Here is a 25690-nt window from a genome sequence, read left to right on the forward strand (position 1 = left end):
CCCTACCTGCTGTGCTCCGGCGCGACCGCGCCACCGACCTCCGCCGCCGACGCCGCCGCCGGGGCCCTCGCGGTGCCCGCGGTGCCCGCGGTGCCGGACGCATGCTCTGCACCGGAGGCTCCCCATTCGGCGAGCGTGCGGTGGCAGACCTTGCCCGTGGCGCCCAGCGGCAACTCACCCAGGCGAAGGAGCACCTCCGGCAGCTTCGCGCGCTCCAGGCCGATCCCCTCCTCGAGGAAGGTGTTCAGCTCCGGCAGGCTCAGCGGCTCGCTGCCCTCGTCCTGCACCACGCACGCGCACAGCCGCTCGCCCAGGTCCGCGTCAGGAACCCCCACGCACACCGCCTCGGCGACCGCCGGGTGCGCGGCGGCCAGCTGCTCCACCTCGCGCGGGCTGATCGAGTAGCCGCCGCGCTTGACGACCCGCTTGAGCCTGTCGATCACCCGCAGCGCACCGTCGGGCTCGAACCTGCCGCGGTCGCCGCTGCGCACCCAGCCGCCCTCGGCCCTGTAGCGCGCATCCAACTCGGGTGCGTTCACATAGCACAGCGGACTCATGGGGCCGCGCGCCCAGATCTCGCCCTCGCCGCCCGGCTCGGCGTCGCGCCCGTCGGGCCCCACGATGCGGATCTCGGCCACCGCCGGATCGGGCGGCCCGGTGACGCCGCCCGGCCGGGCGCACGCGCCGACGGGCGTGTGGCAGTTCATCCCGTCCGCGGACCCGTAGACGGTGAGCACCGGCACGCCGAACCGCTCGCGCGCGGCGTCGATCACGTCGGCCTCGGCCACCGCAGAACTGGTGACCACCGCACGCAGCGACCGCGTGTGCTCCTCCGCGAGACGGGCGTGGGCCGCCATCCGCCGCAGCAGGGTGGGCACGGCGAAGAGGTGGGTGGGCTCGTGCTCACCGACCGCGCGCAGCGCAGCGGCGGGATCGGAGCTTCCCGGCACGATCAGCGTTCCGCCCAGTCCCGCGAGTGTCACCGGGACGCCCAAGGAGCCGTAGGAGGAGGCCAGCGGCACCAGCACCAGGTTGCGCATGGGCACCGAGCCGTCGTGCAGCGCGGCGACGTAGTTGGCGCGCCCGCCCGCGAACGCGTTGTGCGAGTAGGCGATCATCTTGGGTTCGGACTCCGAGCCGGAGGTCACCAGGATGCGGGCGGGCGAATCCGGGTGCACGGGTACGCGGGGTCCGTCGCCGTCGAACCCGGCGCGGGCGCCCTCCTCGGCGGCCGCGTCCAGCGGCACGGCACCGGCCGGCGTGCCGCGGGCGTCGCCGAGGGAGAACACCCGCCGCAGATAGGGCAGTTCCCCGCGCAGCCGCGCCAGCTCGGTGAGCGGGTCGGTGCGGCCGGAGGGGTCGCCCGCGATCACGGCGCCGGCGCGCGAGCGCCGCAGCAGCGCGGCCATACCGGCGCGCCCGCGCATGGCCGGATACGGCAGCGACACCGCCCCCACGGCAGCGACCGCCAGTTCGGCGGCGACGGCCCGCCACCCGTCGGGCAGTTGGACGGCGATGACGTCGCCCGCGCCGGCCCCCGCCTCGGTCAGCGCGGCGGCGATCCCGCGCACGCGCGCGTCCAGGGCTGCGTAGTCGAGTGTGCCCTCGGGACAGGCGACGGCGTGGCGGTGCGGGTGGTCGCGCACTCGGCGGCGGAAGAGCGTGTAGAGGTCGGTGTCGGGGCAGTAGCCCTCGTCCACCCACCTGCGGCGCAGTCCGGGGGGCACGAGGTCGGCCAGCACGATCCCGTTGGCGGAGGTCCAGGCGTCGGTCACGGTGCGAACTCCCAGGGTGAGCGGACGAATGCGGCGCCTTCGGTCTCCAGGACGCCGGCGAACCGGGGGTCGGCGGCCAGCGCCGCCAGGTCGGTGCACACGGGGACCGCGTCCAGCCCGGTGCCGCGCAGCCGTCCGGCGAGTTCGGCCGCGCCGCGGTCGCGGCAGTGCGCGGCTACGGCGGCGCCCGGGTCGCCGCCCGGGGCGAGGCCCAGCACGCCGGCGAGGCGCTCGGGGGCGCTGCGGGCGCACGAGCTGAGCACGAGGTGGCCGTCTCGGGTGGGCAGGGGCTCGTGCAGCGGCCCCCACAGCGGGCGCCGGGCGCCGAGTCGCTGCCCGGGCCCCTTCCCCCCGCCGCCGGATACGGCCGAGGCCGTCAGCACTTCGGCGGCGGAGTGGAGGGAGGAGTCGACGCGGGCGCCGCCGTCGCCGCGGCAGCGCGCCAGCAGCGCGGCGAGGACACCCTCGGCGCTGACCAGGCCGCCCAGCACGTCGGTCAGTGTCATCAGCGAGGGCGCGGGCGGCTCGCCCCGCGGGCGCAGCAGCGCGCCCAGTCCACTGTGCGCCTGCACCAGGAAGTCGGTGCCCAGCGGTTCGACACCGCCCATGGCGGATCCGGCCCCTACGGCGCGGCCCCAGCCGCCGGCGTGGGCGTAGACGAGGCCCGGCCGCACCGCCTGCAGGTCGGCGGCGTCCAGCCCGAAGGAGGCGGCCTTGCCCGGTGCCCAGTTGTGCACGAAGACGTCGGCGCCGGCGACCAGCTCGCGAACCTCGTGCTGCCCGGCGGCGGACTTGATGTCGATCTCGACGACCCGCTTGCCGCGGTTCAGCGCGAGGAAGCGGGCCGAGCAGGTGCCCACCGTCGGCGGCATCCACCGCAGGGGATCGCCGCCGGGCGGTTCGACACGGACCACCTCCGCGCCGAGCAGCCGCAGCACGTGCCCGGCCAGCGGTCCCTGGACCCTCCGGGTGGACTCCACGACGACGAGGCCCTCCAGCGGGAGCGCCGCGCCGGCCGGGCGGGGCCGCGGCGGATCCCCCGGTTGCGCCGGCGTCTCGGGCGTGAGGCGCCACGGAGCGACGCCGCCGGGCCCGCCGGGTGCCGGCATGTCGGCGCCCCCGCGGACGCGGACGAGGCTGATGCCTGCGGCCTGGGCGGCACCGGCGATCTCGTGGAACACGTGCGCGGCGGCGGCGCTGTGCAGTTCCGGCGGCAGCGGGCACACCGCGGTGGCGTAGCGGTGCAGGAAGGGGCGCCACCCGTCGGCGAGCGTGGTGCGGTCGGCGCCCAGCAGCGACCAGAACCGCTGCCAGGGCTCGGGATCGAACGCCTCGATCTCGAAGCGCACCCCGTCGGCGGAGGTGAACGGCGGTCCGCCGGGTATCCGCGGGTGCGGGGTGCTGTCACCGGAAGCGGTCGCGGCGGCCAGGTACTGCCCGACACTGAGCAGCGCGGCCTGGGCGACCGACGTTCGAACCCCGGTCGTGGCACCGCCTCGCATCCGCGCGATCGCCGCGGCCAGTACCCCGTGGACGGCGAGCACGCCGCTCACCGCACCGGCGTAGTCGACTCCGAGCGGTCGGGGACGGCCGGCGGAGCGGCCGTGGACGTGCATGATGCCGCAGGCGGCTTGGACGCCGGCCTCGTCGCCCAGCGGGAGGGCGAGCGGACCGGCCCAGCCGATGTCGCAGGTGATTCGGCCGTCAGGGGTGTCGAACAGCAGTCGGCCGGCGGAGTCGGGGCGCGGCTCGGCCTCCGGTTGCGGATCATCGCCGGAGGAGGGAGCCCGATCGGCTCCGAGGAGCCGGAGATGCCCCTCGGCCACTCGCGCCGCTACCGAGTCTCCCGAGCGCCCCGCGGTGAACTCCGCGAGCGGCGCTGCCGTGTCGCCGGCGGCGATGCTCTCCGAAGACAGCGTCATCGCGCTTCTTCCTTTCGGTCGGTCGGTTCGTCTTCATCTGCCGCCTCCTTCATTCGTCTGCCGCTGCGGGGCCGGCGGCACGCGGGTGGGGGATGCGGCGGGACGTGCCCAGCAGGCGGGCGCGCAGCTCCGGCCGGCGGACCTTGCCGGTACCGGTGCGGGGAAGGTCGTCCCAGCTCACCACCAGGGGTTCGGCCATCGGCGGAAGGTCGGCGGTGGCGCGGTGCCAGGTGTCCGGATCGAGCAGGCCGGACTCGGTGACCACCACCGGCAGGGGCGGCCCCTCCTTGGGGCGCAGGACGATGCACTCCAGCACCGCGGGGATCCGGTCGTCGACGACGTCCTCGACCTCCACGCAGCTCATGCCCTCCACGGAGTCGATCTCGCGGTCGAGTATCCGCACCGAACCCCCGCGGGTCAGCACGCCGATGTCCTCGGTGTTCCACCAGCGCCCCAGCGCCTTCGCCGCCCACCGCTCGGGCTCGCCGACATAGCCCAGCCCCAGGGCCCCGGTGCGCGCCAGGACGAGTCCGGGCCGCCCGCGCGGCAGGGGCCGCAGGGTCGCGGGGTCGACCACGCTGATCCGGGTTCGCCCCGGTACGGGGCGGCCGAGATCGCGGGTGGTGGGGCGGCGCTCGCCCTCGGCGGCCACAGCCTTGCGGGTCAGCAGCCGGAAGGTGAGCGGCCCGGTCTCGCTTTGGCCCCAGCCCTGCAGCCACACCGGGCGGCGGTGCCCGCTGGCCGCGAGGAACGTGCGCACGGCCGGCGGGTGCACGGCGTCGAAGGTGCTGATGTAGAGCCGCACCCTGTGGAACACGTTCTCCGCGGCGTCGGCGCGGGCCAACCGCTGCCAGCGGACGTAGGTCGCCGGCAGCGCCTCCAGCGTGGTGGGCGGATGCTCGCGCAGGAACGGCTCGGCGTCGGCGGGTGCATGGTCGGCGATGAGGCCGACCTCGCGCGGGCACAGCCAGAACACACTGGCCGTCCAGGCGAACGCGCGGCCGTGCACGAAGGAGGTCGCCGCGGCGACGCTGTCGTCGGGGCGGCTGCTGAGCACCGGCCAGCGGTGGGCCTCGAAGCCGATGAGGCGGCGCACGATCGTGGCGCCGGAGTGGGCCACCAGCTTGGGGGTGCCGGTGGTGCCGGAGGTGTGCACGATGATCAGCGGTTCGTCGTCGCGGCGCCGACGCGGCGCGGGCGCGCGGCGGCCGCGGACGTCGGCCAGCGGCACCGCGCCCGCAAGGGTCTCGGGCGGGCCGTCGAGCAGCAGCAGCCGCCGGGCGGTCGGTGCGATCCCAGCGGCGGCGAACCGCTCGGCGGCGGCGCCGTCGAGGACGGCGAGCTCGGGCTGCAACCGCGCCAGAAGGGTGCCCAGGGCGGGCGGGGCGAGGTGGGCGGCGATGGGAGCGGGCACCGCGCCGATGCGCACGGCCGCCATGGCCAGGAGCACGATGTCCCAGTGGTTGTCCTTGACGATGGCGACGCGGTCACCGGGCCCCGCGCCCGCGGCGGCCAGCCAGCCTGCCGCGTCCTCCACCAGCCCGGCGAGGTCGGCGACTCCGTGGGCGACCGCGGCGCAGGGGTCGATGTCCAGCGGGCGGCTGAAGTAGGCGGTGGTTGGGCTGCGCCGGTCGGCGAGGGTGTCGAACAGCGTGGCGACGTCAAGCCGCTTCATCGCAGGGTCCTTCCCGGGCGGACTGGGTGCGTGGACGTGGGGCGCTCGGCGGCGTGAGCGAGCAGGCGGGCGGCGGTGACCTGGGCGGAGGCGACCGCGCCCTCGCTGCAGGGGCGCAGCTGGGTCCAGTCGCCGGCGTAGTCGACAGCGCGCGCCGGGCGGCCGCGGAACGTGCGGTGCTCCCGCAGCGCCGCGGGGGTGGCCTCGGGCAGGCCGTGGGGGAACCGGTGGACGTGAACCCGGCGGACCAGGCTGCGCAGCCCCGGCAGGTAGCGTTCGGCGCGCTCGGCCAGGGCGGCGGTGGCCTCGGCGTCGCCGGCGCCCATGAGTGCGGCGGTGGCAGGCGGTGCGGCGATCAGCGAGACCAGGCCGCGTCCGTCGGGGGCGCGGTCGGGGTGCTTGTTGTGGTCGAGGGTGATCACGTTGAGCAGGTCGTCCTCGGCTGCGGGGATCAGCGTGGCGAAACCGCGCATGCCGCCGGCGGTGGCGGGCCTGCGCGCCAGCGCCAGGCTCACCCGCAGCATCGGCGCGAACGTGCACGATGCGAGGAACCCGCGCTCGTCGGCCGGTGCGCCGGGGTGGAGCCGCGCGGCCACCGGCGCGGGCACGGCCAGCACGGCAGAGCGCGCGGTGACCGTGCCGCCGTCGAGGGTGAGCCGGGCGCCGCCCGGCACCGCGGCGACCCTGTGAACCGCGGTACCGGTGGATACCTGCAGACCCGCGGCGAGCCGACGCGCCAGGGCGTCCATGCCGCCGCGGTAGGTACGCCAGTGCGCGGTGCTGCCGGTGGAGCGCAGGTGCGCCAGCAGCGGGGCCGCCGCGGACCGCTCGGGGCGCCAGCCGAAGAAGCCGGCGGCGAGCGGGTAGAGGAACCGTTCGCGCACCTCAGGGCTGCGGGACGCGGCGAACTCCTCCAGCGTCACCGGGTCCGCCGGTTCGCCGACGTCCCCGCCGGAACCCGCCTGCAGTCGCACCAGCTCCAGCCGAGCGCGCGGGGAGAGCCCGCCTCCGGTGAGCAGCCCCAGCGGCCGGCCGGCGTGGGGACGGGCACGGCCGCCGCGCCACAGCGAAAGGGCGCCGGGTACACGCGATACCTCGGCTGCCATTCCGAGCTCGCGGATCAGCGACCACGTAGCGGTGTAGCCGGCGGAGGGGAGCATCTCGGCGCCGGTGTCGATGCGCCAGCCGTCGCTGTGCAGCGTGCGCATCCTGCCGCCGACGGCGTCGGCCGCCTCGAACACGTGGACGCCGCGGCCCGCGCGGCCCAGGGCGTGGGCGGTGGCGAGTCCCCCGACGCCCGCACCCACGACGGCGGTGTCGATGTCGGGTGTCGCGGGCGTCACGGGCCACCGCCCTGCTGTTCGCGCCGGGAGGCGGCGCGCTTCCGCTGCGCGGAGCCCCGCCCCGCCCCGGCGGTCACAGGGGGCCTCCCGGCACCGTCGGTCCGAGCAGGTTCACCGCGATGAGCAGGGCGACGGTCACGCGGTGGATGGTGATACCGAGGTTGCGTGCGCGCAGGATGTCGCCGCGGGCGAAGCCGATGGTCCACTGCGCGGCGCGCAGGACCATGGTGGGCGCCAGGGCGATCGCGAACCACCAGGGCGCGATGCCCAGGGCGGTGGCACCGAGGATGACGGCCGCCTCGGCCGCGGAGACCGCTGCGACGAAGGCCGCGTTGCCGCGCGGCGAGGTCAGCACGGCGACGGTGCGGCGGTGTACGCGGGCGTCGCCGGGGATGTCGTTGGTGTTGGAGTACACGCCGAACAGCAGCGGACCCATCCCGAAGAGCACGCCCTGGACGAGCACGAACGCCCCCACGGTGCCTGCCAGCAGCCCGTAGGGCCCGGCCAGCAGCCCCACGCCCAGGGCGACCAGGAAGACCTCCTGCCACCCGCGGTAGCTGAGCTTGAGGCCCCAGGAGTACTGCACCGCGCACACCAGGCACAGCGCCAGCGCGGCGATCGCCCACAGCGGGCCGTGGGGCGCGACCGCCACCGCACCCGCCCACAGCAGCGCCGCCGCGACGGCGGCGAGCCGGCCGAAGCCGATCGCCTCGGCTTCGCTGAGCGTGCCCGCGATCAGGGGCTTGCGGACGAGTTTGCGCCGTGGCGCGTCGGGCCCGTAGTTGGCGGCGTCGCTGCCGTCGCGCAGCCCTGTGACGTCGTCGAACGAGGTCATGGCCGCGACCATGCACAGCTCGCCGGCCAGCAGCAGCGCCAGCGCGATCAGCACGGAGGGCTCGAAGCGCACGGCGGGGGCCAGCAGGCTCCACACGATCAGCAGGCCGAGGTAGTAGTCGATGATGTCGAGTTTGGCCAGGCGGGCGTAGGCGGCGATCTTGCCTTGGCGCACACCGCTCGGGGCGGGCCGGGGGGCGGATGCGGTGCGCGGAGGATCGTCGGGGGGCATGGACGCTCCTAAGGTGCTCGGTGGCTCTGCAGGGCGGCCTCCTCCCGGCCGAGCCGGGCGAAGGCACAGACGGAATCGGCGATGTGCTCGACTTGGGCGTCGCTCAGGTGCGGGTAGAGCGGGATCGACACGTTGCGCCGTGCGGCGGACTCGGCCGCGGGCCAGCGGCCGTTCGGCGGGGCGTAGGGGGCGAACGCCGGCTGGTGCGGCAGCGGACGCGGGTAGTAGACGTGGCTGCCGATCCCCTCGCGCGCCAGGTAGGCCCTGAGCTCCTCACGGGCCTCGGTCAGCAGCGTGTAGACGTAGAAGCAGCGCCCGTCGCGACCCGGCGGCGGCGCGCAGATCCCGTGGTCTGCCAGGTCGGCGAATCGGTCGGTGTAGTAGTCGGCGATGTCGGCGCGGCGCTGGAGCCGCGCGTCGAGTCCGGGCAGCCGGTGCAGCTGGAAGGCCGCGAGGATCTCGTCGAAGCGGCTGTTGTAGCCGACGCGGTGGTGGACGAAGCGGTGCACGCCGTCCTGGCCGTGGTTGCGCAGCATCCGCACGTCCTGGCCCAGGCCGGTGTCGCGGGTGACGACGGCGCCGCCCTCGCCGGCCGTGCCGAACGTCTTGACCTGCACGAAGGAGAACACACCGGCTTCGCCCCACAGGCCCGCCGGGGTGCCGCCCAGCTCGCCGCCCTGGGCCAGGGCCGAGTCTTCGACCAGGCGCAGGCCGCGGCGGCGCGCGATGTCGGCGAAGCGCGGCATGTCGGCCATCACCGAGAACAGGTGCGCGGGCATCAGCGCCCGGGTCCGGCCGGTGACGGCGGCTTCTGCGGCGTCGGGGGCGACGACCAGCCGCCACGGATCGACGTCGGCGAAGACCGGGACGGCGCCGAGCGCGCAGACGGTGGCGGCCGGCGGCGCGCAGCCCAGTGCGGGGACCACGACCTCGTCGCCCTCGCCGACGCCCATCGCCGACAGCACCAGGCTCAGCGCGCTGGTGCCGCTGGAGCAGGCGACGGCGTCGGCCGCGCCCAGCCGCCGGCGCAGCGCGTCCTCGAACGCGGCGGTGCGCCCGCCGAGGATGAACCGCTGGTCGGCGCCGGTGCCCACGGCGTGCATGATCTCCAGCAGGTCGGCCCTGTCGGCCTCGAACAGGTCGGGCGGGAAGAACGGGATCACGCCGCCCCCTTCCCGGTGTAGAAGCGGGTGATGAGCGCGCAGACCCGGTCGATCCGGTCCACGGAGAGGTCGGGGTACAGCGGCAGCGCCAGCGCGCGGGCGCAGGCGGCCTCGGCGTTGGGGAAGTCGCCCTTGCGGTAGCCCAGGTGGGCGAAGCAGGGCTGCAGGTGCAGCGGCACCGGGTAATAGGTCTCGGTGCCCACGCCGTTGCGGGCGAGGTGGTCGGCCAGGTCGTCGCGCCGGTCGAACTCGGCCAGGTAGACGTAGAAGACGGGGTCGGCCGTCGCCCAGCGCTGCACCACGGTGGGCAGGCGCAGGACTCCGGGGACGTCGCGCAGCCGCTCGGTGTAGGCGGCGGCGAGCTCGGCGCGCCGGCGGATGTCGGCGGCCAGGTGCGGCAGCTTGGCCAGCAGCACCGCCGCCTGGAGGTCGTCCATCTTGCTGTTGTGGCCCACGAGGCTGGTGGGCGTGGCGATGCGGGTGAAGTCGGCTACTGTGTCGCCGCGGCGCCCGTGGTGGCGCAGCGCGGCCGCGGTGTCGGCGATCTCCGGGTCGTCGGTGATGACCGCGCCGGCGTCGCCGATGGCCCCCAGGGTCTTGGCGGGGAAGAACGAGAGCACCCCGCCGGCGCCGAGCAGGCCGGCGTGCACCCCGTTCCAGCGCATCCCGATCGCTTCGGCGCTGTCCTCGACGAGGGTGATCCGGCGGCGGTCCGCCAGCGCGCGCAGCTCCTCCATGTGGGCCATCTGGCAGAACAGGTGGACCGGCATCAGCGCCCGGGTGCGACCGGTGACCGCGGCCTCGGCGCAGGCGGGATCGACGGCGTAGGTGACCGGGTCGATGTCGGCGAAGACCGGGCGGCCGCGGGCGAGGGCGACCGAGGAGCCCGACGCGATGAAGCTGAACGCCGGCACCACGACCTCGTCGCCGGGCTGCAGCCCCGCCGCGCGCAGCAGCAGCACGAGCGCGTCGGTGGCGGAGTTGACGCCGACGATGTGGCGGGCGCCGGTCCACTGCGCGAGCGCGGCCTGGAACTCGGCGACCTTGCCTCCATGGGAGAACTTGCCGGTGTCGAGGACGTCGCCGCAGTGGCGGCGGATGTCGGGCCACAGCCGCGCGAAGGTCTCCCGCTGGCTGAAGAACGGGATCGACGGCGGAGCCGCCTCCTCCGGCGGGAGCGGGGCCGGATCGCGGGCTGCGGCGGGCACGGTCGAAGCGGTGGCGGGAAAGGGGGGCTTCATACGTCACCCTCGGGTTAATTCGGTCCGGACGAAAACGATTCGAACTACGGGGGGCCGTGTTTTCCGGTGACCGGTTTTCCAGATCCGCCGCCATTATGCCCCGCACCCTCTGCGGCTAACCGGAGAATCCGCGGAATCCGAGCAGCCGCCGCCGGTGCACGGCACCCTGCACGGCGATTTCCCCTCATTCCGACACAGCACTGACAGAAACCGCACTTCACCGCGCTTCACCGCAAGCCAGGAAGCAAATGCACAGATTCAATCGCACCGGGGATCCACAGAGCGAAATCAAAGGTTGACAACCGCATCACCGCGGCGTGAACCTGGATTCATTCGCACCGCACCCCCGGACGCCCCCCAAAAAATGCGCAATCTCAGAACGCCATGCGCATGACCGAATCCCGTTCGCCAATGCGGAGCGTGAATTCCCTGGCCGCCTGTGCGCTGCACCCTCCCGCGCGCACTCGGAGGAGAACGAAACAGGAGGTGATGCACCCGCCATGCTGCACACGCTCGTCGTCGGTCTGGGCCGTGCGGGGCGCGGCCTGCACCTGCCGGCGTTGGCGCGGGCCGGAGCCCTTGCCGGGCGCCGCAGCGTGTTCGCCCCCGGTCCCGCCCTGTCCTTCGACCCCCAGCCTGCGGCCGCCCCCGCCCCCGCGCCGCCCGCAGGCGCACACCAGGTCGCATCGCTGCGCGCAGCCGCCGCGGCCGCCGACCCCGCCCGCACCGTCGTCCACCTGTGCACCCCGCCCGGCGTGCGCACGGCGCTGCTGGAGGAACTGGCCGAGCTGGGCTACCGCCGCATCCTGGTCGAGAAACCGCTGGCCGCCGACGAGCGCGAGCTCGCCGCCGTACTGCGCCTGCGCCGCCGCTTCGATCTGCGGATGGCCGTGGTCGCCCAATGGCTGACCAGTGCCCTCACTCACCGCCTGCGCGCCGCCGCGCGCGACGGGCGCCTGCACGGGCTCGGCTCCCACGGCGGCGACGGAGCGTCACGTTCCGCGCCCGACCTGGGCCGCCTGCGCAAGGTTTCCGTCGTCCAGCGCAAACCCCGGTTCCTGCGCTCGCTGACCAGCAGAGCCCATCCCACCGTCTTCGACGTCGAGCTCCCCCACGCGGTCGGAGTGGCGCTGGCCCTGGCCGGCGGCGCACGGGTGGAGTCCGCCTCCTGGAGCGACATGGCCCTGGGCAACGTCGAGATCCCCCACTTGGGCCAGGCCCGTCTGGTGCTGGACCACCATTCGGGCGCCACCACCGAAGTATTCTCCGACCTCACCGCGCCCACCCGCGAGCGCCGCATCACGCTGGACTTCGATCGCGGCACGCTGGTCGGCCACTACCCCTGCAGCGAGGACGACGACACCGCCCAGCTGCGCGCCGCCACCGAGGACGGGTCCCTACACCTGGTCTTCCACGACGACGCGCTGGCCGACTTCATGCTCGGCGCCTACGAGCACTTCGCCGGACTGCGCCGCCTCCCCGAACAGGAGGCCTTCGGCCTGCAGGTGCGTGCAGTGCGCCTGCTCACGGCCGCCAAGGCGCTGTGCGCCGATCCGCCCGCCCCGACTGCGGGCGGCGGGCTCCGCGGAGAGGGGATGATCAGCCATGCCGACCCCGCCTGAACAGCGCCCCGGCCCCGTCCTGGAACCGGCCGCCGACCTGCCCGGGCCCGCACCCGGAATCGCCTTCGCCGGCATCGGCGACGAAGCAGGCGGCGACCCGGCCGACCAGCTGGACGCGCTCGAACGGCTCGGTTGGCGGTCCCTGGAGGTGCGCACCGTCGGCGGCCGACCCGTCGCCGACCTCGACGACGCCGCGTTCTCCGGATTGGCCGCCGCCCTGGACGAGCGCGGCATGTCCGTGTGCTGCCTGGACTCCGGCATCGGCAACTGGGCCCGGCCGATCACCGGCCCCTTCGACACCGATCTGCGCGAGCTGGAGATCCTCGCCGCGCGCTGCGCCGCCGTGGGCGCCCGCGCCGTGCGCATCATGACCTACCCCGACGACGGCCTCGGCGAGCGCGAGTGGCGCCGCCGCGCCGTGGCGCGCGTGCGCAGACTGTGCGCCGCCGCCGAACACCGCGGCATCGTCCTGCTGGCCGAGAACTGCGCCGGGTGGGCCGCCGACGACGCCGACCGCATGCTCGACCTGCTCGACACCGTGGCGAGCCCTGCCCTGGGACTGCTGTTCGACACCGGCAACGGCGTCGCCCACGGCTACGACGCCCCCGCGCTGCTCGCCGACATCGCCGACCGTGTCGCCCACGTGCACGTCAAGGACGCAGTGCCCGTCCCCGGCGGCGAACCCGCCTACACGGTGCCGGGGCGCGGCAGCGCGGGCGTCGCCGAGTGCCTGCGGCTGCTGCTGGAGCGGGGGTATCGCGGTACCTGGTCGATCGAGCCGCACCTGTCGCTGCTCCCCCACCGGGCCGCCGGGACCGGCGACGTCGACGCCTTCGTCGCCGCCGGCGAGGCGCTGCGACCGCTGGCCGCCGAGGCCGTGGCCGCCTCCGCGCGCCCGGAGCCCGCCGCGGAAACGGGGACGCCGCAGTGAGCGCCGTGCCGCTGGAGGCCGGCGACCGCCGACTGCTGCTGCGGCTGCTGGAACTGCCCACGGCCGGCCGTCTGGAGACCGGCCCCGGCGCGGCGCCGCCGCGGTTGCGCGAGGCTCAGGACGCCTACGCCGACGCCGCCGCAGGCATCGGTTTCACCTCCGTCCACCACGCGGCGCCCCAGCCGCGCGTCCTGGAGCGCTCCGGCGTCCCGCTGGCCGCACGCGAGGCCGCCGACGCACACCCGGGCTTTTTGGACGCCGAGCCCAGTCTGGTGCTGCGACTGGGGCCGCCGCGCCCCCGCGCGGCCACCGCCATGTTCAACGTCCACCTCGACACCGTCGCGGGCTGGGAGCCGCCGCGCTTCGACGGCACCGACGTGCACGGCCGCGGCGCCGCCGACGCTAAGGGCCCCGCCGTCGCACTGCTGGCGGGTGTGCGGGCGGCCCTGCGCAGCGACCCCTCGATCGGAACCGACTCCGGCATCGGCGTGCTGATCCAGGCGGTCTCCGGCGAGGAGGGCGGCGCCATGGGCGCCTTCGGCACCCGCCCGCTGGTCGAGCAGGGCTTCGTCGGGCGGCTGAACCTGTTCTGCGAACCCACGGGGCTGCGTTACCTGCCTCGCTCCACCGCCGCGATGACCGCCCGGGTGCGGGTGGCCGGGAGCGACGCGATCGACGACAGGCCGGGCGAGGGCCACAACGCCACGGTGCTGCTCGGCTTCCTCGCCCAGCATCTGGCCGGGGCGCTGTCGGCCCGCGCCGAAGGCGCCGAGCGCGCGTGCGTGGCCGGGCTGAACACCGGCACCCTGCACAACAGGGTCTACGGCACCGGGGAACTGCTGCTGAACCTGCCCTACGCCGACGCCGCGGCCGGGCACCGCCTCGGCGCTGCGGTGGAGACCGCTCTGGACGAGGGCCTGGCGGAGTTCTCCGCCCGCTTCGCCGACGCCCCGGCCTTCGCGCTGACCGCGGCCGAGGCCCGCGGCGTCACCCGCCTGGAGTGGCTCAAGCGCGGCCTGCCGACCCTCGACTGCGCCGACCCGTGGATGCACCGCCTACTGGGCGAGGACGCGGGCCTGCCCCTCTGGCCCCCCGACGAACAGGCCTTCACCTGCGACGCCATCTGGATGGACGGCGTCGCCGGAGCCGCCGCCGCGGTGCTCGGCCCCGGTGACCTGGCCGCCAACAACGCACACGCCGACGGCGAATTCGCCTCGCTGGCCGAGCTGGGGGGCTTCGCCGACGCCGTCGCGCGCGTACTCACCGCCTTCGCCCGCGACCACCGCGCCGGCGCCACGCCCGCACCCCACCCGAGGGGGCAGGCGCGGTGATCCCGACCGCGAAAGCGGGGGCAGCGGCGTCCGCCCCCAGGCGGCAGCACACCCGGGAATCACCCCACCCCTCGCCCCGGAGGCCGCGGCGGTGGGCGCAGCCCGCCCTGCCAGCGAGCCGACGTGCCGCCGAGCGGCGGTGCACCGTGCAGAACCCGTCCTCACGCTCGGCGGCGCGGCAAGAGCACGCGACGCGCAGCGCCTCCCGTCTCTCATGCACCCGACCACGAAAGGCGGTATGCACCGTGGCAGCCCCAGACACCCGGCGCTCGGCACCCGCGCGCGGGCCTGACCTCCGCACCACGGAAGTCCGCCCGACAAGCCCCGGCGACGGCGGTCCCCGCGTCGACGCCGCCGAACTGCTGTCGTTCGCCGAGCGCGTCCTCACCTCCTACGGCCTGCCCACCGAACGCGCGCGGCCCGCCGCCGAGGCGCTGTGCTACGGCGACCTGTGCGGTCACCCCTCCCACGGCTCGGCCAACATCTCCCGCATCTACCTGCCCGCTCTGGCCGACGGCCGAATCGACCCGTGCGCCGAACCGCGCACCTACGCCGACCGCGGCGCCGCCGTCCTCGTCGACGCCCGCCGCGCGCCGGGCCTGTGGCACGCAAGCGCGGCCATGGACACGGCTGTGGAGCGGGCGCAGCGGTACGGGGTCGGGTTGGTGTCCGTGCGCGGCGCCACCCACTTCGGCTGCGCCGGCCACCACGCCGCGCGGGCGGCCGAGCGCGGCATGATCGGGATCGTCGCCGCCAACTGCGGGCGCCAGCGCATCGCGCCCCCACCGGGCGGACGACTGCCGCTGCTGGGCACCAACCCGCTGAGCGTCGCCGCGCCCGCCGTGCCCGGCCGCCCGTTCGTGCTCGACATGAGTACGACGGCGGCGCCCACCGGCCGGGTGCGTGAGGCTGCGCGGTCGGGGCGCGACGTTCCCGCGGGCTGGCTGGCCGACTCCAACGGTGCGCCCGTCACCGACGCCACCGCCTTCGACCGCGGCGAGGCGCACCTGCTGTGGCTGGGCGCGGGCGAAGCCGCGCGCTCGGGCGGCGCCTACAAGGGGTTCGGGCTGGCTCTGGCAGTGGAGGTGCTGGCCGCGCTGCTGCCCGGCGCCGGGCTCGGGCCGGCCGACGGCGAGGAGGGCGAGGATGACGTGGCGGGCCGCCGCGACGACGACATCGGATTCATCGCCGCGGCCGTGGCCCCGAACCGGTTGCGTGAGGGCTTCGGCGCCGACGCCCGAGCCCTGTTCTCCGCGGTGCTCGCCTCTCCGCCGGCCGATCCCGACGAACCGGTGCGCTATCCCGGTTGGCACGAGGCCGAGCTGGCGCGTCGGCACCGAAGGGAGGGGGTTCCGCTGCCGCAGGCGCTGCTGCAGGAGTTGGCCGAGGTCGCCGACACCGCCGGAACCGCGCCGCCTTCCGTGATCGGGGGCCGCTGATGCCCGACGCCCCGCTGCGTATCGGCGTCATCGGGCTGGGCTTCATCTCCCGGTTCTACGTGGCCGCGCTGAAACGCCTGCCGTCGCTGGAGCTGGCGGCGGTGTGCGACCGCGACCCCGAGGCGCTGACGCCACTGCGGGGCCGCGTCCCCTGCTATCTGGACCACCGCGATCTGCTGAGCGACGCCGGACTGGACGCGGTGGTCGTCAGCGCCCCCAACCACCTGCACGCCACGCTGTGCCGCGACGCCCTGGCCGCAGGTGTACCCGTATGCGTGGAGAAGCCCCTTGCCACCCTGCCCTTCGACGGCGCGGCGCTGCAGGCCGAGGCCCGGCTGCGCGGCGTCACCCTGTTCACCGCGTTCCACCGCCGCTACAACCGATCGGTGCGCGCCCTGGTCGACCGCCTGCCGCGCGGGGCTCCGGTGGCCGCCGTGCGCGTGCGCTACCTGGAGCGCATCGAAGACCACATCGGGCGCGACTCCTGGTACCTCGACCCGGACCGGTGCGGGGGCGGCTGCGTCGCCGACAACGGCCCCAACGCCTTCGACCTGGCCCGGATGCTGCTGGGCGAGCTGTCGGTGACCGAGGCGCACATCGCCCGCGACGCCGAGGGGATCGACCGGCGGGCGTGGGTGCGGCTGCGCTCCCGGCCTCGCGCCACGGCGGCGGTGGAGCTGGACTGGTCCTACGGGGGCGAGTTGAAGGACGTGTGGGTGCGGCTGGCCGACGGGCGCACCGACTCCGCCGACATGCTCGGCGGGTACTCGGAGTTCAAGGAGTCGCTGTGGCACGAGTACGCGGAAGTGCTGCGCGACTTCGAGCACCGCCTGCGCAGCCCCGTCGCCCAGGTGGACGAGGCGGGGCCTGCCGCGTTGGGCCTCGTGGACGCGGCCTACACGGCCGCACCCCCGACGGGGGCCGGCGATCGGGAGCCGGCGCCGCCGGAAGCGGAGGCGGAGGCTGCGACGGAGGCCGCGGCGGCCGACACGGACGGAGGGAACCGGTGATCGGCGAGGACGGAGACAAGCGGATGGTCGCGGGCGCGGTGGTCAAGGTTCTGATCCACCGGCGCGAGGAGCGCGGCATGGAGCTGCTGCCGTTCGCGAGCCGGTGCGTGCGGGCCGGGGAGGTGCACGAACTGGTCGCCACCGACCACACCGAAACCGCAGAGGGAGCGCGGATCGACAGGGTGGCGTTCCTCGGGTTCGCCGAGATCGCCTGCGCGGGCGTCGTCGACCGCGGCGACGAGGTGCGGGTGAACGGGCGGGTGGTGGGCACGGTCCTGGGGTTCGACGGATGCCACTTCCCCAACCACTACAACATCCTCGTACACACCCCGGCGCCGCTGACGGGAGCCGAACTCGGCCTCGCCCCCGAAGACCGGGTGGAGTTCACGCAGGTGCGCGAGGAGGCCCCTGTGCTCAGCACCGGATAAGGAGCCCGGTGGTCCAGCGTGCGCAGCGTGCAAGGGAGGGATCACGCTCGGCGGCAAGGGGGCCGGGGCCGGCAAGGGGAGGGCACGCGGCGCGGAGCGTATCCGGTAGGTGGGGGAGGCTCGCTCGCTGAGCCGACTGCACCCCATCGCCGCAGTGACTAGGGCGAGCGGCCGGAGAGGTTCCCGGGGGGTTCCTCCCCACCGCACAAGGGCGGGAAGGAACCCCCGGCTCACCGCCGGCCGCGCCCGAGGGGACCGGGGCGCGCCCGGCGGCGGCTGCCGGTCCGCCCGCACCCCCTCTGTCGCGGGCGGACCGGCGTGGCCGTGTGTGCTACCGGCCGAGGAGGGGGACGTCGGAACGTCCCAGGTGGTAATCGCGCACAGCGGCCATGAGCTCGTCCACGCTGAGGTAGCCGTTGCCGTTGGTGTCGATGCGGCCGAAGATGTCGCCGGGGTCTGCTGCAACGCCGACTGCGTCGAGCCAGCGCTTGAACTCGTCGGGACTGATGCGGCCGTCGCCGTCCGTGTCGAGGAGGTCGACGATGGCGCGGATGGTCGGGCGCAGCACTCGGCTGAAGCCGGCGTCGCCCTGGCTGATGATCTCGGCCTCGGCCACCGCCGCGAACTCGTCGGAGTTGAGGGAACTGCGGCCGGCCTTGCTCGCCAGGAAGTCCCACATCTGGGTGTAGGCGTCGTAGACCGCGCGCCCGCGGGGCGAGGTCTCGTCCTCGCCGAGGTTGCGCATGATCTCGCGCGCCTCGGCCTCGAAGTCGGATCGGTCGATGGTGCCGTCGCCGTTGTTGTCCCAGTGGACGAACCGCTCGTTCAGGCGCTCGCGCTCTTTCACATTGCTCGCCATTATCGACCTTTCAACAAGGGGCGATGGACACCCGGTTTACCGCGGCACCGGGAATGCGAAGCTTCATTGATTACGCTATCACTCCGCACACGGCAGTCCACCGTCATGGCGAAATCGAATACCGAAGAATTGCGCGTTCAGACCAGCGCCACGAGCAGCGATTCCACTGCATTCCGACACAAACCCACGGAAACCGTTCCAGCGATTCGCCGCGTTCGCAGGGACATATACACGATGGCAGGAACGCCGGAAAAGCCGGGAGGCCAGCCGATTCGTCCGCCCGGCCCGACCGGTGCCGCGGCGGCCGATTTCCCCGGCGTCACCGTTCAGGAGGGCCGGAATTATGGTACCGGACTCCCGCATCCGGTCCCGGCCGCGCCCAATCGCCGTCCCCGAAAACGTGAATCCGCTTCACCCGCCCACGCGCGGCGTCACAGCCGCTCGCGCACGCCCGCCTCGCTTTCGATATCGCCCTGCTGGTCGCGGAGATCGCCCCATGCCGAGGTGCTGCCGACGCCGCGGCGGAAGACGGGCAGGACGGCGCGCTTGCAGACGTCCTCGAGCAGCAGAGCCAATGCCGCATAGAGGGCGATGACGCACAGCACCAACCCGACGAGGCCGGCGACCGTCGCCCACAGTTGAGCGCCGGTGAACTCGTAGCCGGCTGTGAAGAAGAAGCGCACCGACGCGGCCAGCAGCACGGTCGAGGCCAGCAGCTTTCCGGTCTCAGCGCCGCCCGCGACGGGCACGAGCAGAATGAGCGCCACGGCCAGCGTCAGCACCCCCAGCGTCGGGCTGGTAACGGTGCCCACCGGCAAGGTCACTTTGACCACGCCTGTCGCCAGCCAGGTGACGCTGAGGACGGCCATGGAGGTGCCGACGACGGCGTCGCGCGCGAGGAAGCCGAACAGGCCGGCGATCAGCTGCAACGGAAAGGCGAACGTGATGACCGCGATGGACACGTGTGTGCCGTCGCCATAGGACAGCCAGCCCAGCTGCAGCATGCTGAGCAGCAGCGTGGCCACGGCCAGGGCCGCGAAGCCCATCGGCGCGGGGCTGGCTACGGGGCGTAGACCGATCCGCACGGCGGGTGGAGCGGAGCGTGCCGGCCGTTCGGATCCCGGCCCGGGTTCGGGTTCTGGCGCTGTCATCGGTGTCTCCCCCTCGGCTTGCGTGCGGCCGTTGTCCTTACCAGACCAGCTTGACGCCTGTGCCCTGCCTAAACGCGAACGACAGGCCGATCGCTCCGAGCCGCGGCGGCGGCAGCAGGGACCGGGAACGGCCACCGGAACCCGCCGGAAGCGGGGTGCACGGGTCGGCGGAAGCGATGGACGGCGTCTAGGCTCCCCTCCATGGACGAGTTGCGCGGCGACCGGGCGGACTGGCGCTTCGACGGGGAGACGGTGTCGATCCGCTTCCTCACCGGGATGTTCAAGGACGACATGCTCAAGGAGCTCGGCCGGTACATGGTCCCGGTCGCGGCGGTCGCCGCCGTCGACTTCGAGCTGTCCGACAGCAAGCGCAAACGCTGGGCGCTGCGGCTGCGGCTGCACGAGAGGACCGACCCCTACACGGCCGTGGGCGCGATGCTCAGCGAGGGCTCCCAGCCCTTCCGGCTGGTGGGGCCCGCCAAGTCGGAGCTGGTCGCCGAGTATCTGGCCGACCAGATCCGCTTCGCCGCCGGCAGGGCAGCCGAGGAAGGCGCGCGTTCGGAGCTCGGCGCCCCCGGCCCTCACCTGGCCACACGCCTGGTCCCGCCCCTGCCGCTGCACATCCAGACCGCGGAGGGCACGGCCGCCTTCGACGGTTCGACCGTCCGGCTCATCTGGAGCGGCTCCTCGGCCGCGTCGCGCAAGAAGAAGGCGCACCGCCGCGAGTACGCCCTCGCCGACATCACCGACGTGGAATGGGTCCCCTCCGACGGCTGGGAGTACGGCCACCTCCGCCTCAACACCACCGAGGAGGTCCGCCCGGAGGTCACCAAGCCCAAGCACGACCTGGCCTGCCTCCTGTGCGACGAGGGCAAGGAGGGCGCCCAGGCCCTGATGATGGCCGCAACCATCACCGCCTACCTGTGGACCCGCAACCAGGGCCCGAAGGGCCAGCTCGAAGCCTGAACCCCCCGTTGATCTTGTACCTACCGTCACGGGAAAACGCTCTCCCTCACGGTAAGTACAAGATCAACGGGGAATCGGGACGGCGAAGGGACAGGGACAGGGACAGGGATAGGGACAGGAGCGGGGCGGGAGCGGGGGCGGGTCAGCGGCGGTCGCTGCCGGCCACGGTGGCGAGGACGTAGGCGGGGCGGTAGGTGTCCTCCCAGGTGAACCGGACGATGCGCGTTCCGGGGTAGCTGGCCTGCAGGGCGTTCTGGCGCTCGCGGTCGTAGGCAAGGACCTCGGTCTGGCTGTGGGGGCCGAGGCCGTCGCACTCCCCGATGACCCGCAGGTCCTCCCACCACAGGTCCGCGACGGCGAAGATCCGGCCGCGGGCGTCGGTGAACGGGCGTTGCAGGGACGTGGGCGGCAGTCCCCCGTCCACGCAGACGAGGCGGATCCGGGTCTCCAGCGGGCTCTGCGCCCGGTCGTCGCCCAACGCCCACCAGTCGCCGACGCGGCGGCACCCCTTGCGGCGCCGGTTGGCGGCGTGGAGCTTCGGAAGGTCGGTGCGGCGGACCAGCCCGCGGTTGAGCGCGGAGTCGATCAGGCAGACACCGGTCTCACGGTCGACGTGGAGCAGGGTGTCGCGCAGGGTACGGCCCGGAGTGGTCAGGCGGATGCCGGATTCGGTGGCGGTTACCTCGTCTTCAGCGGTGTCCCAGGTATGCAGGACGATGCCGCGCACGTGCCGCTGAGCGCCCAGGGCCGGGATGACCATGTGTACCTCCTGGCCGTCCCACCGCGGAAGCCCCTGCATGCCCCACAGGCGCGCGGCGGTCCCGCCCCCGGCGAACGCGGCGGAGCCGAGGGAGAGCTGGGCGGCCATGACCCGCTGATGCAACCGCCGGTTCTCGTCGGCGGGCTCGGGCATGCCACGGACTGCGTACACCCGCGGATACACCCTGGCCCAGTGCCGGCCGCGGAGGAGGCGCCGAATGAGACCGTTGTCGGCACCGCACGCCAACGCCTGGCCCCAGGTGATGAATCCGTGCTGCTGCGCGGCCAGCGCCGCAGCACGGTGAGCCGCAGCGGGGAACGTCGCGATGGCGCCGGGCGAGGCAGGCGATGGCGGTGGAGGAGTGCGCATACCTTCGATGCTGCTGCGCACCCCCACCGGGCCTCCACCCGAACCGCCACCTTGTGGACGGTCGGCCGCGGAGGGCGTTCCCGGCGTACACCAGTCCGCCCGCCTGGGACCGCTCGTCCTGACCGGCTACCGGAACCGAGCCGGCCGGCCCTTCGATGGTTTTCCCCGGCGAGTACGCCATTACCGCAGTCGAAAACAACCGAACCGTCCCTGGAGCACACGAATTCCCCGTGTTAGCGTGATCGCGATTTATAACTCACCGAATGGGGGATCATGAAACTCACCTTGCTCGCAAAGGACAAGCTGTCCGGCGCGAAAGGATGCCCCTCCGTTTACGTCGCCGACACGGGTGAACTGGTCGTTCAGGGGGTGGAGCTCACCGATTCCGAGATGTCGGCAGTACAGGACCCGCTCCCTGGAGAGGCGGCAGTGCGCATCGACCCGGAGATCGTCATGGAGGCGATCGAGCGATTCAGACAGAACGGAACCGCATAGGCCGGCCAAGCACCCTGCCTCCTAAAACCGGGCAGCGAGTGAATTCCCCGGACGGTCGGAACGCCGACACGACGGCGATGCACCCCGGGGGCGCCGCCCTTCACGCGGCGCTCGCCACCGACCGCCCGATTCGACCGTTCTCGTCCTCCAGAATCGGCGAGAGTCGCAACCTGGTCGGTTCGCCGCCGTCGAGCGGTCATTGCGGGGAGGGCGTCGCCGTCGCCCGCTGGGGTGCGGGCGGGCGCTGGCCGCCGCGAGACCGACCGAGGAGGCGCGCGCCCGATTCACCCGCGACGCCGGGCTGAGGCACCCCCCGTACGCCGCGCCGCATACGCCGACCGCCGAACCCGTTGATCTTGTACCTACCGTAAGGGAGAGCGTTTTCCCGTGACGGTAGGTACAAGATCAACGATGAAAGCGGTGGCGGGGCAGGGGCCGGGGCGGGCGCCGGGCTGACGCGGGGGTCGGTGGCGGGGCGGGGTGAGCGCGGGCTTCGGGAGCGGTTCAGCGGGCGTTAGGGTCGGTGGGCATGGACGAACGCAAGCTCGGCAAGACCGGCAGGGACGTCAGCGCGATCGGGTTCGGCGCATGGCAGATCGGCGCGGCGTGGGGGGACGTCAGCGAGGAGGACGCGCTATCGGCGCTGCGGACCTCGGTGGAGTCGGGGGTCAGCTTCATCGACACCGCCGACGTCTACGGCGACGGGCGCAGCGAGCGGCTGGTCGGGCGGATCCTCAAGGAGTACCCGCACCTGACGGTGGCGACCAAGATGGGGCGGCGGGTGCCCCAGGAACTCGGCAACTACAGCCCGGACAACTTCCGGGCGTGGAACGACCGCTCCCGCGCCGAACTGGGCGTGGAGACCGTCGACCTGGTGCAGCTGCACTGCCCTCCCGACGAGGTGATCGCCTCCGACGCGGTCTTCGACGATCTTGACGCGATGGTCTCCGAGGGCCGCATCGGCGCCTACGGGGTGAGCGTGGAGACCTGCGCGCAGGCGCTCGCCGCGATCGAGCGGCCGGGGGTGGCCAGCGTGCAGATCATCCTCAACGCCTTCCGGCACAAGCCGCTGGAGGAGGTGCTGCCGGCCGCGCGCGAGGCCGGGGTCGGCATCATCGCCCGGGTTCCGCTGGCCAGCGGCCTGCTGTCGGGCAAGTACACGGCTCAGACGTCCTTCGGTGAGGACGACCACCGCAACTTCAACCGCGCCGGCGACGCTTTCGACGTGGGTGAGACCTTCTCCGGCCTGGACTTCGAGACCGGCCTGGCGGCGGTGGAGCGCATCCGCGAGGTCGTGCCCGAGGGCATGACGATGGCGCAGTTCGCGCTGCGCTGGATCCTGGACCAGCCGGGCGTGAGCACGGTCATCCCCGGCGCGCGCAACGGCGAGCAGGCGCGCGGCAACGCGGCGGCGGGCTTCCTGAACCCGCTGCCGCAGGAGGTGCACACCGCCGTGCGCGAGGTCTACGACGAACTGGTCCGCCCGCAGGTGCACCACCGCTGGTGACAGCCGTCGGCGCGTACCGGCCCGTCGGCGGACCGGCGACACGTGCCCGGCGATGAGGTGCCCCGGCACCGCGGCCTCCGCGCCGCGGTGCCGGGGCTCTTTTCTTCGGCTGTTCGGGAGCCCTCCGGACCCGCCCTTGACAAGCAACCTCTAGGTTGCGTAAATTGACAGGCAACCTTGCGGTTGCGTTTACGATCGTTGGACGGATATGGACGAGGTCTTCAAGGCGTTGGCCGACCCCAGTCGGCGAAGACTGCTCGACGCGCTGAACGCGCGCAACGGGCAGAGCCTGCGCGAGCTGTGCGCCGGTCTGGACATGACGCGCCAGGCCGTCGCCAAGCACGTGGCGGTGCTGGAGGCCGCCGAACTGGTGACCACCGCCCGGCACGGCCGGGAGAAGCTGCACTACCTCAACGCCGCGCCCATCAACGACATCGCCGACCGCTGGATCCACCGCTACGACCGCGCGAGGGCACGCGCCCTCGCCGATCTCCGACAGGCCTTGGAGGAAAGCACCATGAGCGGCGACGACACCGGCGGCGCGACGAGCTTCGTCTACGTCACCTACATCAGCACCACACCCGAGCGGCTCTGGCAGGCCCTGACCGATTCCGCGTTCACCGCCCGCTATTTCGAGGGCTGCTACCCCAGCTCCGATTGGCAGGTCGGCTCGCCCGTGCTGTGGAATACGACCGCCGACGACCGGAAGCACGACTGGGACCAGCGGGTGCTGGAGGCCGATCCTCCACGCCGGCTCTCCTACAGGTGGCACGGATACGAGCCCGAGATGCCCGAGTACACGGGCTGGAGCCCGGAGGAGTTCGAGAAGCGGCGCGGCGAGCGGCGCTCCAAGGTCACCTTCGACATCGAGACCGCCGGGTCGGCGGTGAAGCTCACCGTCACTCACGACGACCTCGAACCGGGCAGTGAGATGCTGCGCAGCGTCAGCCGCGGCTGGCCGGTGGTCCTGTCCAACCTCAAGACGCTGCTGGAGTCCGGCGAGACGCTGCAGCTGGACTGAAGGCGGGGCGCCCGGTGAGCGCACGGCTGGGTACCCCCGGCGTGCGCTCACCGGAGGCGCTGCGCTCAGGTGCCGACCGGGCGTGGGGCGGCTCGTTCCGGGCGGGTGTCGCCGGGGATGCGGGTGCCGGGCTGGAGCGGAACCAGCTCCGACTGCAGGACCATGGTGGCCGCGCCGATGGCCGGGGCCGTGGCGGCCGAGGTGGAGATCTGCACGGCGACCGGGTGGGTGGCGCGGGAGAAGAACGCGCGGTCCAGCTCCTCCCGGACGACGGGCAGATACATCGAGCCTGCCACGGCCAGGCTCTGGCCGGTGAGCACGACGCGGTCCAGGTCGAGCACGTTGGCCAGGGTGCGGGTGGCCACCGCCAGGTAGCGCGCGGCGCGATCCACGATCGCGCGGGCGCCGGGCTCGCCGCGGCGCGCCGCGCGGGCCACGGCGGCGAAGTCGGCGGCCACCGAGGAGTGGCCGCGCCCGCCCGCCTCGTCCAGTCCCGCGGCCCGGGCGACCGCCGTGTCGGCGCGCGCCCGGGCGACGACCGCTGCCGGGCCGGCCAGGACCTCGGTGCACCCGCGCGCCCCGCACCAGCACTCGGGACCGTCGGGGTCCAGGCAGATGTGCCCGATCTCGCCGGCGTTGCCGCTGCTGCCGTGGTAGGGGATGCCGTTGATGAGGATGCCCGAGCCGATCCCCGTGCAGACGTAGACGGCGGCGAAGGTCGAGGAGCCGCTGACCGCGCCGGACCAGTACTCCCCCAGCGCCGCGGCGGTGGCGTCGTTGCCGAGCACGACCGGCAACCCGGTGGCGCGCCGCACCTCCTGGTCCAGCGGGAAGTCCTCCCAGTGCCGCATGATCGGCGGGGCCGGGCCCATTCCGGCGGCGGGGGTGAGCGGTCCCGGCGAGACCAGGCCGATGCCCAGCACACGCTCCTCGTCGACGCCCACGCCCTCGATCAGGGTGGCGACCTCGGCGGCCATGCGCTCCACGACCGCGGGCGGGTCGTCGGTGCCGGCGCCCGCGCGGGTCATGCGGGCGACGACGGAGCCGCCGAGGTCGGTGAGCACGTAGGCGATGCCGGAGTGGTCCAGGTGCACCCCCACGGCGTAGCGCGAGGACTGGTTGAGCTGGAGCAGCACGCGCGGTTTGCCGCCGGTGGACTCGGCGCGGCCGGTTTCGACCACCAGGCCGTCCTCGATGAGCTTGCGGACCACGGTGGAGATGGTCGCGCCGGTGAACCCCGTGGCCTGGATGAGGCCGACGCGGCTGATGGTGCCCGCGGCGCGGATCACGTCGAGTACCGCCGCCCGGCTGCTCGCATGCGGTATGGCCCGAGCCGGCGCGCCCACGTGCAACCTCCGCTTCACCTTCCGTCGCGGTCCGGCGCAGCGCGGCCGACCCGCCCGGATGCCTCCGGCACCCGCGCAGTCTACCGCCGCTCCCGCCGCACCGGGCTGAACGGGCACGGCGGCCGCGTCCGAGCGTCCCGGGTTCCGGGGCAGCCGCGCCCGCACCCGGGCGCGGCCTGTCGCCGCCCGTCGCGGGCGCAAACGGCGTGCGCGCTTTCCGCCGGCGGGCATCGGTAAAACGACCCGTATCACCGCAAGGCCCGTTGACGC

At 73.8% G+C, this 25690-nt stretch carries 21 protein-coding genes; 10 read left to right on the top strand and 11 right to left on the bottom strand.

All coding sequences use genetic code 11. From position 1 onward, the window contains the following. Window positions 1-2 precede the first annotated feature (2 nt). The 7 genes from LP52_RS13870 to LP52_RS13900 form a co-directional block, all read right to left on the bottom strand. The gene (locus LP52_RS13870; protein ID WP_084723176.1) at window positions 3-1775 is read right to left on the bottom strand and encodes a class I adenylate-forming enzyme family protein; all 1773 of its coding nucleotides are present in this window, start codon (window positions 1773-1775) and stop codon (window positions 3-5) included. Then, window positions 1772-3697 carry a CoA transferase gene (locus LP52_RS13875; protein WP_084723177.1) on the bottom strand — a complete coding sequence of 642 codons (1926 nt, stop codon included), beginning with the start codon at window positions 3695-3697 and terminating at the stop codon, window positions 1772-1774. The genes LP52_RS13870 and LP52_RS13875 overlap by 4 nt, the downstream gene beginning before the upstream one ends. Window positions 3698-3746: 49 nt before the next feature. Beyond that, window positions 3747-5372, bottom strand: coding sequence for a class I adenylate-forming enzyme family protein (locus LP52_RS13880; protein ID WP_052809824.1), 1626 nt, complete (start codon window positions 5370-5372; stop codon window positions 3747-3749). Continuing rightward, window positions 5369-6715: a protoporphyrinogen/coproporphyrinogen oxidase gene (locus LP52_RS13885; protein WP_052809825.1), complete on the bottom strand. Its 1347-nt coding sequence runs from the start codon at window positions 6713-6715 to the stop codon at window positions 5369-5371. The genes LP52_RS13880 and LP52_RS13885 overlap by 4 nt, the downstream gene beginning before the upstream one ends. A 73-nt stretch (window positions 6716-6788) precedes the next feature. Then, window positions 6789-7781, bottom strand: a complete 993-nt coding sequence (locus LP52_RS13890) for a UbiA family prenyltransferase (protein ID WP_040273894.1) — start codon at window positions 7779-7781, stop codon at window positions 6789-6791. Window positions 7782-7789: 8 nt separating this feature from the next. Continuing rightward, complete coding sequence (locus tag LP52_RS13895; RefSeq protein WP_052809826.1) at window positions 7790-8944, bottom strand: DegT/DnrJ/EryC1/StrS family aminotransferase; 1155 nt, start codon at window positions 8942-8944, stop codon at window positions 7790-7792. Continuing rightward, window positions 8941-10185: a DegT/DnrJ/EryC1/StrS family aminotransferase gene (locus tag LP52_RS13900; protein ID WP_084723178.1), complete on the bottom strand. Its 1245-nt coding sequence runs from the start codon at window positions 10183-10185 to the stop codon at window positions 8941-8943. The genes LP52_RS13895 and LP52_RS13900 overlap by 4 nt, the downstream gene beginning before the upstream one ends. 500 nt (window positions 10186-10685) lie before the next feature. Between LP52_RS13900 and LP52_RS13905 the strand changes: the two genes are divergently transcribed. The 6 genes from LP52_RS13905 (at window position 10686) to LP52_RS13930 (ending at window position 16946) form a co-directional block, all read left to right on the top strand. Next, the gene (locus LP52_RS13905) at window positions 10686-11807 is read left to right on the top strand and encodes a Gfo/Idh/MocA family oxidoreductase (protein ID WP_040273895.1); all 1122 of its coding nucleotides are present in this window, start codon (window positions 10686-10688) and stop codon (window positions 11805-11807) included. After that, window positions 11791-12738, top strand: a complete 948-nt coding sequence (locus LP52_RS13910) for a sugar phosphate isomerase/epimerase family protein (RefSeq protein WP_084723179.1) — start codon at window positions 11791-11793, stop codon at window positions 12736-12738. The genes LP52_RS13905 and LP52_RS13910 overlap by 17 nt, the downstream gene beginning before the upstream one ends. Then, complete coding sequence (locus tag LP52_RS13915) at window positions 12735-14069, top strand: M20/M25/M40 family metallo-hydrolase (protein WP_238580918.1); 1335 nt, start codon at window positions 12735-12737, stop codon at window positions 14067-14069. The genes LP52_RS13910 and LP52_RS13915 overlap by 4 nt, the downstream gene beginning before the upstream one ends. 245 nt (window positions 14070-14314) lie before the next feature. Then, entirely contained in the window at window positions 14315-15508 is a 1194-nt protein-coding gene (locus LP52_RS13920; protein ID WP_084723180.1) for an Ldh family oxidoreductase, read from the top strand. Next, the gene (locus tag LP52_RS13925) at window positions 15508-16518 is read left to right on the top strand and encodes a Gfo/Idh/MocA family protein (RefSeq protein WP_084723181.1); all 1011 of its coding nucleotides are present in this window, start codon (window positions 15508-15510) and stop codon (window positions 16516-16518) included. The genes LP52_RS13920 and LP52_RS13925 overlap by 1 nt, the downstream gene beginning before the upstream one ends. Further along, window positions 16515-16946 (top strand): DUF6917 domain-containing protein, encoded by a 432-nt coding sequence (locus tag LP52_RS13930; RefSeq protein WP_238580919.1) that lies wholly within the window; start codon window positions 16515-16517, stop codon window positions 16944-16946. Before LP52_RS13925 ends, LP52_RS13930 begins: the two co-directional genes overlap by 4 nt. Before the next feature lie 331 nt (window positions 16947-17277). On the opposite strand, the gene LP52_RS13935 is transcribed toward LP52_RS13930, so the two are convergent. After that, on the bottom strand, window positions 17278-17805 hold the full coding sequence (locus LP52_RS13935) for an EF-hand domain-containing protein (RefSeq protein ID WP_040273897.1): 528 nt from the start codon (window positions 17803-17805) through the stop codon (window positions 17278-17280). Between the two features lie 431 nt (window positions 17806-18236). Further along, window positions 18237-18890 carry an acetate uptake transporter family protein gene (locus LP52_RS13940; RefSeq protein ID WP_040273898.1) on the bottom strand — a complete coding sequence of 218 codons (654 nt, stop codon included), beginning with the start codon at window positions 18888-18890 and terminating at the stop codon, window positions 18237-18239. Between the two features lie 267 nt (window positions 18891-19157). Here LP52_RS13940 and LP52_RS13945 point away from each other — a divergent pair, with 267 nt between their 5' ends. Continuing rightward, window positions 19158-19922, top strand: a complete 765-nt coding sequence (locus tag LP52_RS13945; protein WP_052809828.1) for a DUF4429 domain-containing protein — start codon at window positions 19158-19160, stop codon at window positions 19920-19922. A gap of 142 nt (window positions 19923-20064) precedes the next feature. Here LP52_RS13945 and LP52_RS13950 read toward each other — a convergent pair whose 3' ends face one another. Continuing rightward, on the bottom strand, window positions 20065-20835 hold the full coding sequence (locus LP52_RS13950; RefSeq protein WP_238580920.1) for a hypothetical protein: 771 nt from the start codon (window positions 20833-20835) through the stop codon (window positions 20065-20067). A gap of 489 nt (window positions 20836-21324) precedes the next feature. Here LP52_RS13950 and LP52_RS13955 point away from each other — a divergent pair, with 489 nt between their 5' ends. The 3 genes from LP52_RS13955 (at window position 21325) to LP52_RS13965 (ending at window position 24074) form a co-directional block, all read left to right on the top strand. Continuing rightward, a complete protein-coding gene (locus tag LP52_RS13955; RefSeq protein WP_040273900.1) occupies window positions 21325-21546 on the top strand; it encodes a hypothetical protein in 222 nt (73 codons plus the stop codon). A gap of 529 nt (window positions 21547-22075) precedes the next feature. Further along, window positions 22076-23053, top strand: coding sequence for an aldo/keto reductase (locus LP52_RS13960; protein WP_040273901.1), 978 nt, complete (start codon window positions 22076-22078; stop codon window positions 23051-23053). Between the two features lie 208 nt (window positions 23054-23261). Further along, on the top strand, window positions 23262-24074 hold the full coding sequence (locus LP52_RS13965) for an ArsR/SmtB family transcription factor (protein WP_040273903.1): 813 nt from the start codon (window positions 23262-23264) through the stop codon (window positions 24072-24074). A gap of 65 nt (window positions 24075-24139) precedes the next feature. On the opposite strand, the gene LP52_RS13970 is transcribed toward LP52_RS13965, so the two are convergent. Next, window positions 24140-25420, bottom strand: a complete 1281-nt coding sequence (locus LP52_RS13970) for an ROK family transcriptional regulator (protein WP_040273904.1) — start codon at window positions 25418-25420, stop codon at window positions 24140-24142. Window positions 25421-25690: the final 270 nt, after the last annotated feature.

Source organism: Streptomonospora alba (assembly GCF_000826685.1).
Taxonomy (GTDB): domain Bacteria; phylum Actinomycetota; class Actinomycetes; order Streptosporangiales; family Streptosporangiaceae; genus Streptomonospora; species Streptomonospora alba.